Source organism: Aestuariimicrobium sp. p3-SID1156 (assembly GCF_025144225.1).
Lineage (GTDB): Bacteria > Actinomycetota > Actinomycetes > Propionibacteriales > Propionibacteriaceae > Aestuariimicrobium.
This window is the reverse complement of record NZ_JALXXB010000002.1, coordinates 473,105-487,094: the sequence shown is the minus strand read 5'-3', so window position 1 is coordinate 487,094 and position 13,990 is coordinate 473,105. Positions and strand designations below refer to the sequence as shown.

General features: G+C 68.2%; 11 protein-coding genes. 4 read left to right on the top strand and 7 right to left on the bottom strand.

Translation table 11 applies throughout. The features are described from left to right. Nucleotides 1-98 precede the first annotated feature (98 nt). The 3 genes from M3G03_RS05025 to mraZ form a co-directional block, all read right to left on the bottom strand. Complete coding sequence (locus M3G03_RS05025; RefSeq protein ID WP_259808557.1) at nucleotides 99-824, bottom strand: hypothetical protein; 726 nt, start codon at nucleotides 822-824, stop codon at nucleotides 99-101. Continuing rightward, nucleotides 821-1,804 (bottom strand): 16S rRNA (cytosine(1402)-N(4))-methyltransferase RsmH, encoded by a 984-nt coding sequence (gene rsmH, locus M3G03_RS05020; protein ID WP_396121876.1) that lies wholly within the window; start codon nucleotides 1,802-1,804, stop codon nucleotides 821-823. The genes M3G03_RS05025 and rsmH overlap by 4 nt, the downstream gene beginning before the upstream one ends. A 171-nt stretch (nucleotides 1,805-1,975) precedes the next feature. Continuing rightward, nucleotides 1,976-2,401 (bottom strand): division/cell wall cluster transcriptional repressor MraZ, encoded by a 426-nt coding sequence (gene mraZ / locus M3G03_RS05015; protein WP_259808555.1) that lies wholly within the window; start codon nucleotides 2,399-2,401, stop codon nucleotides 1,976-1,978. Between the two features lie 558 nt (nucleotides 2,402-2,959). Here mraZ and M3G03_RS05010 point away from each other — a divergent pair. The 4 genes from M3G03_RS05010 to M3G03_RS04995 all read left to right on the top strand — a co-directional run bounded on the left by M3G03_RS05010 (nucleotide 2,960) and on the right by M3G03_RS04995 (nucleotide 7,969). Beyond that, on the top strand, nucleotides 2,960-3,880 hold the full coding sequence (locus tag M3G03_RS05010) for a MoxR family ATPase (protein WP_259808616.1): 921 nt from the start codon (nucleotides 2,960-2,962) through the stop codon (nucleotides 3,878-3,880). Between the two features lie 25 nt (nucleotides 3,881-3,905). Next, the gene (locus M3G03_RS05005) at nucleotides 3,906-5,171 is read left to right on the top strand and encodes a DUF58 domain-containing protein (RefSeq protein ID WP_259808554.1); all 1,266 of its coding nucleotides are present in this window, start codon (nucleotides 3,906-3,908) and stop codon (nucleotides 5,169-5,171) included. Further along, a complete protein-coding gene (locus M3G03_RS05000) occupies nucleotides 5,168-7,417 on the top strand; it encodes a DUF3488 and transglutaminase-like domain-containing protein (protein WP_259808553.1) in 2,250 nt (749 codons plus the stop codon). Before M3G03_RS05005 ends, M3G03_RS05000 begins: the two co-directional genes overlap by 4 nt. Nucleotides 7,418-7,543: 126 nt before the next feature. Continuing rightward, complete coding sequence (locus M3G03_RS04995; protein WP_259808552.1) at nucleotides 7,544-7,969, top strand: DUF3040 domain-containing protein; 426 nt, start codon at nucleotides 7,544-7,546, stop codon at nucleotides 7,967-7,969. Here the strand turns inward: M3G03_RS04995 and dinB are convergent. Genes dinB through M3G03_RS04975 form a run of 4 tightly spaced genes read right to left on the bottom strand, consistent with a single transcriptional unit; the run spans nucleotide 7,920 to nucleotide 13,928 of the window. After that, nucleotides 7,920-9,149 (bottom strand): DNA polymerase IV, encoded by a 1,230-nt coding sequence (dinB, locus tag M3G03_RS04990; protein WP_259808551.1) that lies wholly within the window; start codon nucleotides 9,147-9,149, stop codon nucleotides 7,920-7,922. The genes M3G03_RS04995 and dinB overlap by 50 nt on opposite strands. Before the next feature lie 29 nt (nucleotides 9,150-9,178). Next, nucleotides 9,179-13,135, bottom strand: coding sequence for a DNA polymerase III subunit alpha (locus M3G03_RS04985; RefSeq protein WP_259808550.1), 3,957 nt, complete (start codon nucleotides 13,133-13,135; stop codon nucleotides 9,179-9,181). After that, complete coding sequence (locus M3G03_RS04980) at nucleotides 13,132-13,593, bottom strand: SAV_6107 family HEPN domain-containing protein (protein WP_259808549.1); 462 nt, start codon at nucleotides 13,591-13,593, stop codon at nucleotides 13,132-13,134. The genes M3G03_RS04985 and M3G03_RS04980 overlap by 4 nt, the downstream gene beginning before the upstream one ends. Continuing rightward, nucleotides 13,593-13,928 (bottom strand): DUF6504 family protein, encoded by a 336-nt coding sequence (locus M3G03_RS04975; protein ID WP_259808548.1) that lies wholly within the window; start codon nucleotides 13,926-13,928, stop codon nucleotides 13,593-13,595. The genes M3G03_RS04980 and M3G03_RS04975 overlap by 1 nt, the downstream gene beginning before the upstream one ends. Between the last annotated feature and the right edge of the window lie 62 nt (nucleotides 13,929-13,990).

The window sequence follows — 13,990 nt, the reverse complement described above, 5'->3', positions numbered from 1 at the left end:
GTGATCACGTCGGTCACGGGTGACTCGGGACGTACTCGCGGGCTGCGGGCGAGCGGGGCGCGGCGAAGCCGCCGAGCGGCGCCGGCGGTCCTCCACCATCAGTTTCCTCCGGGGTTGGGCTTCTTCTTCGGGTCTGCGGACGTCGTCGGGTCGGCGGGCTTCTTCTCAGCGGCCTTCGGGTCGGCTGCCTTCTTCTCAGCTGCCTTCTTCTGCTCGGCCTTCTGCTTCTCCAGTTGCTGCTTCTGCTGTTCACGGAGCTTGGCCTCACGCGCCTTGCGCGCCTCCTCGGCCTTCCTTGCCTCCTCCGCCTTCTCACGGGCGACGGCGGCGCGGGAGTCCTCCTGTGCCTGCTGGGTCTGTTCCCACCCCAAGTAGACCTGATGCGGCAGCTCGTTGCCGTTCACCTTGGTCGGCGTGCCCAGGATCTGGCCACTCGGGAGCACGATGAACGCGGGCTTCGGGTTGGGACGCATCCCGAGGCGATGGGCCTGGACCTGCAGGCTCGAGGCCGAGCGCTTCTGGTTGACCTCGGTTTGCAACTGCGCCTTCTGGTTGGTCAGCTGGCTGGCCTGGTGCTCCAGGGCGGCCAACTCGGAAGCTCGCGTCTGGATCTGGGTGTTGACGATCACCAGCAGTCCCATGCCCAGTGCCAGCACTGCCAGGAGCATCAGCGCAAAGGGCAATCGGGCGACCGGCTGGGCGTCCCCATGACCTGAGGGTGCTGCGAGGAGTCGAAGCCGGGGACGCTGGCGCTGGGGCGTCGCCGCCACCCTGCGCTCGGGAGGCAGTCGGTCGAGTGGCTCTATGGCTTCCACTGCGCTCATGCTGGCTCCCTGGTTCGTTCGATCACGCGCAACCTGGCAGATGCTGCGCGGGGGTTCTCTGCTGTTTCGGCGCCGGTCGGCTTCTCGGCCCCACGGGTGAGGACAGCGAACCGAGCTTTGAGGTGGTCCGGCACCAGGGGTAGATGGGGCGGAGCCTGGTCACTGGACGCTTCCCGGAAGGAATTCTTGACGAGACGGTCCTCAAGGGAGTGGTAGGCCAGTACCGCGAGCCGTCCGCCGACGCGCAAAGCGTCGAGGGCTTGCGGCAGCACGGCTTCGAGTGCCTCCAGCTCCTGGTTGACCTCGATGCGGAGGGCCTGGAAGACCCGCTTGGCGGGGTGCCCGGTGCTGGTCGCGCGGGCGGCCGCCGGGATGGCACCGGTGATGACCTGGACCAGTCGGGCCGAGGTGGTGAAGGGCTCGGCCTCGCGCTCCTCGACGATGCGGCGTGCGATCCGGTCGCTGAAGCGCTCCTCGCCGAAGGTCCTGAAGATTCGAGTGAGCTCGGCACTGGAGTAGGAGTTGAGAATGTCGGCCGCGGTCGGGCCGCCCTGGCCCATCCGCATGTCCAACGGTGCGTCCGCCGCATAGGAGAAGCCTCGGTCGCGTCGGTCGATCTGCAGGGAGGACACGCCGAGGTCGAGCAGCATCCCGTCGATGGCGGGGATCCCCAGCACCTCGAGGACGTCCTCGAGCTCACTGTAGACGGCCTCGGCGAACTGGACGCGCCCAGCAAAGGGGGCACACCGAGCGGCGGCGAGTTCGAGGGCCTGGGGGTCCCGATCGATACCGACGACACGGACGTGGGGAAAGCGTTCCAGCACGGCCTCGCAGTGGCCGCCCATGCCGGTGGTGCCGTCCACGTAGACGGCGTCGGGACGTTCCAGGGCAGGCGCGAGCAGGTCCAGGATGCGGTCACGCATGACAGGGACATGCGCGGCGCGGGCGTCTGCCGCGGTGACGTCCTGACTCATCCGCACCCCTCTCACTGGCGCTGCTGCACTCTTCGGTCGCCGCTCGCGCGGTCGCGGGGACCGCCTGGCGAGGTTTCGGTCCAACGCCCGGGAAGAGACGACCTGGCACCGGGGAAGGTGCGCCAGGGCGTCGGGACGTCGGCCCGAAGCCACGCTGTGCGGGCCCGGGGGATCCTCCTACAGGGGGAAGATCTCCTCGTTCATCTCGGCGAAGGCCGCTTCCTGCTCAGCGGAGTAGGTCTCCCATGCCTCCTTGTTCCAGACCTCGACCCGGTCGATGGCCCCAACGACGGCGATCTCGGTCTCCAACGAGGCATAGGAGCGCAGCTGCGGCGGGATCGTGAGCCGCCCCTGTGCATCAGGAACCTCATCGGAGGCACTCGCCGCGAGCATGCGCTGCATGGCGCGGACGCGAGCCACCGTGCTGGGAGCTTCCAACACCGTCGCTGCCTTCTGGGCGAAGACCTCGCGGGGGTAGATGGCCAGGCAGCGCTCCTGCTGCATGGTGATCACCAGACCCTCGGTGAGTCCCTCCCGGAACTTGGCTGGCAGGAAGAACCGGCCCTTGGCGTCGAGCTTGGGGGTGTACGTGCCCAGGAACATTCCCGGAACCCCCTCGCTCCTCGCACAGCGCCTGTTCGCTCCACTGCGCTCCACTGTACTCCACTTTGCTCCACCGACCTAGCCATTTCGGACCTTTTTCCTCCACTCACCGCCGCCGGCGGCGACGTGCCCGCACGGCTGCAGCCTGCAGCGCTCCCGGAACGGGCAGGTGACACGGACGCGGCAGGCAGCCGTCGCCGGTGATCGCCGACCGATGACGTGGAGCGCAGGGAGGAAGGTGGAGGACCACCCAGACACGTCGTGAAGACCATGAGAGGCACTCAGTCGTGCGTCCCCGCGGCACGAAGATGTGTCAGCATCTTGACCCCAGCCACTAGGCTGGGCCTGATCACGCGCCCACCCCGACGTCCCACGGTGCCGATGGTGAGGTGTGACCACACGACAGCAACGACAGCACCTTGGTGGAGCGACCCCTGGTCCACCACTCCCCCCGGAGAAGGAGAACCCGTGACGGTCGACAACCATCCCCAATCACAGGCAAGCCCCCAGCCCTCCCACACCTCGGCACCGGTCGCGGTCGACGAGGTGGTCCGCACGATGGGTCAGGTCCGTGAGGCGATCGAGCGGGTCATCGAGGGCAAGAGCGAACAGATCGACCTGGCCCTCATCGTGCTGCTGGCCGAAGGGCACCTGCTCGTGGAGGACGTGCCCGGTGTCGGCAAGACCATGCTCGCCCGGGCCCTCGGCCGAGCCATCGACTGCAGCGTGCGCCGCCTGCAGTTCACCCCCGACCTGCTGCCCTCCGACATCACCGGCGTCAGCGTCTACAACCAGGTCAGCCACGAGTTCGAGTTCAAGCCGGGCGGCATCTTCGCCAACATCGTCGTCGGCGACGAGATCAACCGCGCCTCCCCCAAGACCCAGTCTGCCCTCCTCGAGGCGATGGCCGAGCGCCAGGTCAGCTCTGATGGCATCACCCACGAACTGGAACGTCCCTTCATGGTGATCGCGACCCAGAACCCCATCGAGATGGAGGGCACCTATCCCCTCCCCGAGGCGCAGCGCGACCGCTTCATGGCCCGCATCGAAATGGGCTACCCGACCCGCCGCGCCGAGCTGGACATGCTGGAGCATCACGGCGGCGTCAGCCCGCTCGAGGGGCTGCGTCCTGTGGTCAGCCGCGACCAGATCGTCCGAATGATCCAGCTCGTGCGCGAGGTCTACGTCGCCGATGCCGTCAAGGACTTCATCGTCGACGTCGTCGCCGGGACGCGAAAGTCCGAGGACCTGCGCCTCGGCGCCTCGCCCCGTTCCAGCCTGGCGCTGCTGCGTGCCGCACGCGCGCGCGCCGCCATGAAGGGCCGCGACTACGCGATCCCCGAGGACGTCCAGTCCCTGGCCGTCCAAGTGCTCAGCCACCGCGTACTGCCCTCCACCGCGTCCCAGCTGGGCGGACGCTCGGTGCGCGACATCCTGTCCGAGATCGTCGCCTCGGTGGAGATCCCCGACCACCGCTGATGCCGTCGACGATGAAGGCGGTTCGATGAAGGCCCGTTGGAAGCTGTTCACCGGACGTGGGTGGGCCCTGCTGCTCTTCGGCATCGCAGGGGCCATCGCGTCAATGGCCTACGGCCAGCGCGACACCCTCTGGCTGGCACTGGTGCTCCTGCTGCTGCCCCTGGTCGCCCTGGTCGCGGTCACCCAGAGCGGGCTGCGGCTGCGCGTCGATCGACGTCTGGAACCCCCGCGCGGAACCCTGGGGCAACAACTGCAAGGGCAGCTGACCCTCACCAACAAGGGCACCTTCCCACTGTCGGTGTTGAAATTCGAGGAAGCGGTCCCCCGGGAGTTGGGTCGCCGACCCCGTTTCACGGTCCACACCATGCGCACCAGCTGGGAACGCCTGCTCACCTACCCCCTTGTCGGGTTGGCTCGAGGACGCTACACAGTGGGCCCCCTGCTGGTTCGTGCCATGGATCCGTTCGGGCTGGCACGCGTTGACCGTCGCTTCACCTCGACGAGCCCCGTCATTGTCACCCCGCAGGTGGTGCCGCTTGCTGACCTGTCCAATGCTCCCGGCTCCGGCCAGAGCGGCGAATCCACCCCGATGCGCATCGGGCTGGTCGGCCAGGACGACGTGATGGTGCGTGAGTACCGCGACGGAGACGATGTTCGTCGCATCCACTGGCGGTCCACCGCCCGCAAGGGCGAGATCATGGTGCGCCGCGAGGAGCAGTCCTGGGACCCCTCGGTCACCCTGCTGCTTGATTCGCGCATCCAGGCCCACGCCGGGACCGGCCCGGAGGCGTCCTTCGAGTGGGCAGTGTCAGCTGTCGCCTCCATTGCCCTGCACCTTCAGGAGAGCGACTTCACCGTCACCATCGTCGACGCCGCCGGACCGCTGATCGACACCCGGGGCTTCGACCCTGCTGCGGCGGAGAATGCGGTGCTGTTGGCACTCACCGATGCCGCCCTCACCCCTGATGACCCCGACCTGCGCCTTGCCACCGAGGCCGTCAATCTGGGCGCCGGCGGCGAGATGCTCTTCGCGGTGATGGGCCGCCTCAGCCAACCCGACGTCGCGGCCATGGCGGCGATGCGCCAACGGCGCTCACAGGGACTGGCCTTCGTGCTGGACGTTGACTCCTTCACGGCGCGACGATTCCGCGCCACCCCCGAGCAGATCGAGGAGCATGAGAGATGCCTGGTTGCACTAGCTGACGCCAATTGGCGAGTGGTGCCGGTGCAGCAGTCGATGACCGTCGATCAGGCCTGGCAACAGCTGGGCCGGATGGGAGCTTCGCTGTGAGACCCTGGACCCGCACGACCGGACTGATGGTGCTGGCCGTCTTCGTGGCGATGTCGCTGGCGTCCGTGACCCTGATGGAACTGACCGTCGACCCGACCTATCTGCTCTACGGGATACCCGTGATCGCCATGTTGCTGGGCATCTCGGCGGTCTCGCGGCGGTTCTCCATCCACTCCGGACTGATCCACCTGTGGCAGGTGCTGGCGCTGGCAGGTTCAGTGATCGGGTTGGGAGCTGCGTCTCAACCCGGGGGCGGCAACCCGCTGATCCAGGTCTGGCACCTCATGCTCGACGGCCTCCTGCACATCCAGACGACCATGGCCCCGATGGCACCGAATCCCGGTACAAGCCTGTTGTTCGTGCTGCTGATCGGCCTGGTGACGATCATTGCCGACGCCCTGGTGCTGTCGCTGGCCACCCCTGCGTGGGTTGCAGCACCGATGCTCACGCTGTACCTCATCCCGGCTCTGGCCATGCGGCACCCGATGCGCTGGTGGAGCTTCGTGGCGCTGGCGGCAGGCTTCCTGATCGTTCTGGCTGCTGATACCAGCCGCGACCTGTCGACCTGGACTCGCAACCTCGACCGGGACAATGCCCGCCGCAGCAGCACGACGACGGGGCTGTGGAGTATGGCGGCCCTGATCGGTGCACCGGTGCTGGCGCTCTCCCTCATCGTCGGCAACATCCTGCCGACCTTCGGCGATCTCGACCTCACCTCCCGGCGTCCGCGCGGCCAGGGACCTATCCAGATGCAGGATCCGACCATCGAGCTGAACCGCAACCTCACCAAGCAGTCTGCGGATGTCGTGCTCACCTACAACTCCGACAATCCCCAGGGCCAGTACCTGCGCCTGGCCAGCCTGACCGTGCTGGATCGGGATTCCTGGAAGCTCACCCCCGTGCAGTTGCGCGACGGAGACCTCTCTCCCGCCCCAGGCCTCGACGGGAGCCAGCCCCGCGAGACGACCCGAGTCCAGATGGGTGACTTCGGCTCCCAGTACCTGCCGACGCCCTACGCACCGCTGTCCTTCCAGGCCGAGGGTCCGTGGGCCTTCGACCCGGTCTCACTGATGATCCTGTCGACGGCGCAGAACAACACCGAGTCCACCCGCAACCTGGCTTACACGGTGACCAGCCTGTCGACTGCCCCGGACCCGGTCGCCTTCTCCACGGCGAAGGTCGGCATCCCCCCGGACGACACCATCACGAGCGTGGTGCCGAAGGACGTTCCCCAGGAGATCGTCGACCTGACCGCCGAGGTGACGCGTTCGGAAGGGAGCCCCGTGCTGAAGGCTGCCGCCATCCAGGCCTGGCTGCGCGACCCGCGGAGGTTCACCTACTCCACCGAAGCGCCTCCCGGCGACGGTTATGAGGTGATCCGCAACTTCCTGCTGGAGGATCGCTCCGGTTACTGCATCCACTTCGCCTCCGCGATGGCGCTGATGGCGCGCATTTCCGGGATACCGTCCCGAGTGTCGATCGGTTTCCTGCCCGGGGAGAAGAAGGGCGACACCTGGCAGGTCCGGGGACGCGACATGCATGCCTGGCCGGAGCTCTACTTCGAAAACTACGGCTGGGTGCGCTTCGAGCCCACCGCAGGCGTCGCTGACGCCCCCATGTGGACCGTGGTGCAGGGGCAGTCGCCCACCTCCAGCCCCAGTGCCAGCGGAGGCTCGTCCGCCTCGTCGACCCCCAGCAGCTCGCCGAGCTCGTCCAGCACCCCATCGGTCTCGGCCTCGGACGAAACCACGTTGGGGGCCAGCGAGGGCCCCCAGGTCGGCGAGACCGCACCCGGCATTCCGCTGCGGACGATCCTGGCGGCGGTGGGGGCGACCCTGGGCATCATCGCCCTGTTGCTGGTCCCAATGCTCATCAGGCTCCTGCTACGTCGTCGGCGTTTCGGCCTGACCGGAACACCCTCCGAAGTGGTGGAGGGGTTGTGGACCGAGTTGCGCGACACTGTGGCCGATGTGCGGACGACATGGCCCCAGGGGTCCCCGCGCCAGAAGGCTGCCGGAGTGGGCGCCGCGATGGATCAGCCGGCCCAGGAGGCACTCGACCGCATCGCCGCCGTGGTGGAGCGTTCTCGCTATTCGCGCGGTCTGGACGGGGTCCCCGACGGCTTCGTCGACGACGTCAGGTACGTCACCACCGACATGCGCGTGAAGCAGACCACCGGCAACAAGCTCAGCGCCCTGCTGCTACCACGTTCCCTGTTCCTGAAGCTCCTCGGCCGCCGACCCTGAGGTGGGCCGCATGGGGACTTGCGCAGCGCATACACTGGTGGCACCTGGCCTTGCACACGACCCCAGCACGACTCGAGGTGCGGTGCGAGGTCAGTTCGGCACCCGGATCTGATTGGGAGGTGACCCGTGGCCCTGTCACGCGAGGAGCAGCGGCGGCTCGAGGAGCTTGAGGCGTTGCTGGCCGAGGACGATCCCCACCTTGCCCACACCCTGCGGGGCACGCGTCCGAACCCGATCACTGGACGCCGAGCGTTGGTCGGCGGTGCAGGTTTTCTCGTTGGTATCGCTCTGCTCGTGGCTGGGATGCAGTGGCACTGGACCGTCAGCGTGGTCGGCTTCCTGGTGATGCTTGCCGCAGCTGCCCATCTCTTCGGGGTGGTGGGCCATCGCGGCGGGCCCCCCGACGTCGACGGGGACGGTGCGCCTTCCGGTGGGCGCGACCCGCAGCGTGGTCGCCTGGGCGATCGACCGGCTGGTGGGCGGCCGACCAAGCAGACGCCGTTCATGGACAAGATGGAGGACCGCTGGCGCCGACGCCAGCAGGACCTCTGACCTGCAGCCTGCTCCTCTCGGTGAGGCTGCCCCGACGGACTGCATCTGGGCCGAACCGAGCGATGGCGGCGTCTGCGGCCAGTTCCGCCTCGCGCATTCCCCGTTCAGGGGCGTCCAGGGTGAGTTGCTGGAAGGCATCCTCCTTGTCGATGAGCCGTTCTACCCGCACCCCGACCCGACGGACCCTGGCCCGCTGCAGGTGCAACTTGTTCCAGCAGCGCATGGCTGCCGCATAGACCTCGTCGGTGACGTCGGTGGGGGTGGCCAACTGCGTGGTGCGCGTGATGGTGGTGAAATCGGCGAACCTGACCGACAGGCTCACCCCTCGACCCAGCACCTCGGCCTGGCGCATCCGTGAACAGGTACGGGCCGCCATCCGCAGGATCTCGGTGTGGACCAGACGGGGATCATCGGTGTCCCGGGAGAAGGTCTCCTGAGAACCGATGCTGCGCTCGGTGGGTTCGCCCTCGACCTGACGAGAATCCCGGCCCCAGGACAGGTCGTACAGCCACCCGCCCAGGTGGGCACCCAGCGCCTGCTGCAGGGTGGGTTTGGGAGTATGAGCAAGCTGCCCCACCGTCGTCAGCCCCAGCTTGTGCAGCTGGGCAGCGGTGCTCTCCCCCACCCCCCAGATCTTCTCCACCGGCAGCGGGTGGAGGAAGGCCGTCACCTGGTCGGGCAACACCTGGTGCAACCCATCGGGCTTGCAGTGGTTCGAGGCCAGCTTCGCGACGAACTTGCTCGGCCCGATGCCGACTGAGCAGCTGATCCGCTGCTCGTCACTGACCTGGGCGCGCAGGAGTTCCCCGACCTCCAGCGGGGTGCCCAGCCGTCGCCCGGTACCGGTGATGTCGAGGAACCCCTCGTCGATCGACACTGGTTCCACCTGCCCGGTGAGGGTGCGGAAGATCGCGAACACTCCGTCGCTGACCTCGGTGTAGCGGTCGAAGTCCGGTGGCACGGGGACGCCCTCAGGGCACAACCGGCGTGCCCGGGAACTCGGCATTCCCGACCGGACCCCGCGTGCCCTCGCCTCGTAACTGGCCGAGAGCACCACTCCGCGTTCGGCACCCCCCACCCACATCGCACGCCCCCTCAGCTCGGGACGACGGGCCAGTTCCACCGAGGCGTAGAAGGCGTCCATGTCGACGTGGACGATGACCCGGTGGTGGTCTGGCATGGGGGACCCTGTCATGTCTGGGGTCATGGTCACCTCCCTGAACTTCCGGGGCTGGAATGCCACAGCTTGCGCGGGGCCTGGGACGCTGGCGCACCCGCGGGTTGGACATCGGCATAGGGCGACTGCTTGTACCCGCTGGGGTGGACCAGCACGCGCCGCTGGCCCATCCCGCCGGCGCGGGTGTGCTGCTGGGGCCCCTCCTGCCCGGGAACGCCCGGATCCCAATCGGCGAACCGATGGGCACGGATCCGGGGGGCCATCGGCTGGGGTGCCCTCACCGGATCGGGCGAGGACATGATGAGGTCCACCACCGGCGCCATCGCCTGCTGCCTGCCCAGGCCGTGGTCCACTCCGGTCTGGTACAGGTCGAACAGCGACTGCAGGTCCCAGGCGCCAGTGGCGCGCAGCGAAAGCCCCCGCGGACCCGTCCGGCGAATCAGTCCCCGCACCACCAACAGCCAGCTGGAGAAGACGGTGTTGGCATAGGCGCCCTGGGCGTCCTCGAAGAAGGTGGCGTCGACCGGACCGGTGGAATCGTCGACGGTGAGGAAGACAACACGACGCCCCGAACGCACCGGCGGGGTCTGGGTGGCCACCTTGACCCCGGCCACCAGCACCTCGGACTCATTGCGCTGGTCGTGCAGACGCTCGGAGCGGATGGTGCCCAGCTGGTCGAGGAAGTCGCGGTAGAACTCCATGATGTGCTGGCTGGCATCCATGCCCAGGATGTCCAGTTCACTGGCCAGCCGTTCGGCGCGGGTCATCTCCGGCAGCCCGGTGGGCTGCACGTCGACCGGGATCGCTTCGACGCCGTCCTCGACGTGCTCTGGGCAGTCCTCCAGATCCCCCTCCACGGGGTCGGCGAAGTCAAGGGCCAGCTGGATGCCCTGGAAGGCCTCCTGGGTCCGGGAGGGCACCACTTCTGCACGGGCCTGGTCTCTGGCCCGGTCACGAACCTCGTCGGGGTCGGCACCGATGGCCGAACGCTTCCAGGAGGGGGTACGGGTCAACCCCCGTGCACGGGAGGCGGTCCGGTTGTCGACCACTTGGGCTCGGCGCAGCCCGGCCACCGTGAGGAGGAGGTCGCGGCGGGTGATCTGGTCGGCGCGCAGCACGGCGACATCGCGCCCCACCCCGTACATCTCATCGAATGCCCCCACCAACACCAGCCGCTCCACGACAGGGTGCTCCACCTGTGCCCGAACCCAGAAGTCAGTGAGCGAGGTGTAGGGCTGCCCGGCCACGATGCGCACCACCTCGGCCTGGCTGATCCCCTTCACCTCCGACAAGGCCATCCGCAGCCCATGCCCGGAGTCATCGGGAAGCCCCTGCCCATCCAGCGCGGACGTCGGCACCGGGTGGTGGCGACGATCGGCATGGTGGCTGATGCCCTCGCTGCCATCATCGAGTTCGGGGGCATCGCGCCCCGGCTCGTGGAGGCATTCCACCTGCCAGGTGGAACGGCTGTGGTTCACGTCGATGCCGAGGACCGGCACCCTCATCCGACGAGCCTCCTCCAGGATGAGGCGCTTGGGGTACATACCGGGATCGTGGGTGAGCAGGCCGGCCACGAAATGGGCCGGATAGTGCCGCTTCAGCCACGCAGACTGGTAGGTGGGCAGCGCAAAGGCGGCGGCATGCGCCTTGCAGAACCCGAAGGACGCGAACGAGACCAGCACCTGCCAGGCCTTGTCCACCACGTGCTGGGGGTAACCGCGTTCCAGGGCCAGGGGGATGAACCAGTCCCTCACGTCGAGTTGGCCGGCCTGGTCCCCCAAGGCCCGGCGGACCTCATCACCCTGGGCCAGGCTGCAGCCGGTCATCACTGCGACCATCTTGATGATCTGCTCATGGAAGACGACGACCCCTCCGGTCTCAGCCAGCACCGGCTCCAGGTCCGGGTGCAGGTATTCGGCCATCCTCCAGCCCTGCCGGGCATTGAGGAAGGGCACCACCATGTCCGACTTCACCGGGCCGGGCCGGAACAGGGAGATGTCGATGATGATGTCGGTGAAGTTCTCCAGTCCGAACTTGCCCACCAGCTCGCGCTGGCCGGGTGACTCGATCTGGAAACACCCCAGGGTCGCAGCCCGGCCGATCATCGCGTAGGTGTCGACGTCGTCGAAGGGCCCCAACTCATCGACCGGCGGGACCGGATGCCCGGTGCGCTCCACCTCGGCCAGGCAGTGGGCGATGGAGGACTGCATCCTGATGCCCAGCACGTCGAGCTTGAGAAGGCCGATGTCCTCGACATCGTCCTTGTCGAACTGGCTCATGGGGAACCCGCCATAGCTGGCCTCCAGCGGGGTTCGGTCACCCAGGGTGGAGTCACTCAGCAGCACCCCACACGGGTGCAGGGCGACGTGGCGGGGTAGCCCGTCGAGGGATTCCACCAGCTCGAAGAGCACGTCCAGCCTGCGTTCGGCCAGTCCGGCTGCCCGCAGCTCGGGAAGGTCGCGGAGGGCTGCCCGTGCGTCCCGGGCACGGATGTGGGGGAAGGCCTTGGCGATGGCGTCCACCTCGGCCGGGGACATGCTCAATGCAGCACCCACATCACGCACGGCATGGCGGACCCGGTAGGTCTCCAGCATCGCCACGCAGGCGACCCGTTCCCCGCCGAAGGTGTCGAAGACCTTCTCGTAGACCTCGGTGCGCCGGGCGGATTCCACATCCAGATCGATGTCTGGCAGCGCACGCCGCAGCGGGGACAGGAAACGTTCCATGATCAGGCCATGGGCCAGAGGGTCAACCCCGGAGATACCCAGCAGGTGGTTGACCAGGCTGCCAGCACCCGATCCGCGGGCAGCACAGCGCACCCCCATCCCCCGGACCAGGTCGACCACGTCGGCCACCGTCAGGAAGTAGGAGGCGAAGCCCAGGTGGCTGATGGTGTCCAGTTCCTCCTCCAACCGCTGCAGCACCACCTCTTCCTGGCCCCGGTCATAACGGCTGGGGATGCCGGCCCGGCAGCGTTCGCGCAACACTCCCATGGCCTGCTCGGCAGTGGTGCCCAGCACGTCGAACTCAGGCAGGTGGATCTCGCCCAGGCCGATGTCATCGCGGGGGTCGAGCTGGCAGCGCAGGGCCAGGGCACGAGTGTCGGCGATGAGACGTTCGGCCCCTTCGAGTCCCCCGCGACGACCGGAGCGATCAGCCACCTCGGCGGCGACATCGATCATCTGCTTGCCCGGCTTGAGCCAGCCCTCGGCATTGCGCCGGTCCACATTGCGCACGTCCAGGGGCACCAGCCGTCGAGCAGCGTCCAGCACGTCGAGGGTCGGCGCCTGGTGGCGATGGGCCATCCGCACCTGGTTGGTGAGCACGCTCGACAAGCCGAACTGGTCGGCCAGGTCCACCATCGCCCCGGCATGCAGCGCCGAGTTCACTCCGATCCCCTCGGAGGTGAGGCCCTTCACCTGGTGGTTGGTGGCGGCGATCACGACCTGCTCACTGCCCAGCGCCCCCACCCAGCACCGCAGTTCGGCCTCCGCCCCGACCCGGTCACGGGCCGCGACCCGCTGCCCCAGCGGGGAGTCCGAGCCGAGCATGACCAGCAGGCCACCGTTCGAGGCGTGCTCGGCAATGAGGTCCAGGCTGCACACCGGTTCTCCCCGCTCACCGGCCAGATGAGTGGCGGTGGTGAGCCGGCACAGGCTTGCCCAGCCCCGCCGAGAGGTGGCCATCACCACGACCCGGGGCAGCCTGTGGTCACGCAGTTCCCCTCCCCTGGCGGCAGAGACCGTCCGGGCCGGACGCCGCTGCAGGGGGTCGGGGACCGCAACATCTGCCCCCAATACCGGAGCGATGCCATGGCGCAGGCAGGCCTTGGCGAACCGGATCGCCCCGTAGAGCCCGTCGCGGTCGGTGAGGGCGAGGGTGTCCATGCCGTGGTCGGCTGCCGCCGCCACCAGCTCACCGGGGTGGGAGGCCCCATGTTGCAAGGAGTACCCCGAAGCCACCCGCAGGTGCACGAAGGGGTCGCTCATCCCGCACCTCCGGCGCTGCGGGTGCGCCCATGCCCCGTTGCAATGCGGATGCTGGCCTGGTCGATCTCCTCCCAGCGGGGTGCGCTGAAGGAACTGGCGCTGGCCAGGGCGAGATCGCAGAACTGGTCGGCATCGCGCACCATGTCGTCGGCCTCTCGTTCGCTGATGGCCAGACGACCAGCCCGCACGGCCTGTCGCCGCCGCTGGGTGGCGGAGAAGTAGGTGGCCCATTCGGCCAGTCCGGGGACACTGCGGGCCACCAACCCCCAGGGGTCGGCCAGGTCCTCGGGGAGACGGCGACCGGTGCGTGCCAGCACCGCGGCGTCGGCCGCGAGGGCCACGGCCTGGTGGGCCCGTAGGTAGCGATCGACGCGATCCTCACACAGCAGGGCGTCGATGACGAGGTTGCGGGCGTGGCGGATGTCGGGAACCCAGGCCGGTATGGAGGTGGGAGGCATCAGTCCAGCACCCCCTTGAGCTGCCAGGCAGCGCGAGCAGGGGCATGGGCCAGTTCGTAGATGCCACGGCTGCCGGGCAACCCATTGGCCGCCTCGACCCGCCACACCACCAGCTCGTCGAGCAGGTCCCCACCCACGAGTTCAACCTCGAGGTCCGAACCCTCGACGTCCTCCCCGCGGGCAGCACGCACGGCGGGGCCGGTCCACCAGGAACCCGTTTCATTCCAGTGGTTCTCCACCGCCAGGACGCGCCACAGCGCCCCCCGCCAGCGGAACCTACTGGGTGCTCCATCGCGGTCACAGGTGACCTCGATCTGGTCGTCATGTCTGCGCATGTCAGTCTTCCCCTACTCACATGCCCTTGCGGGCCATCCATTCGATGTGCCCCACCGCCTGC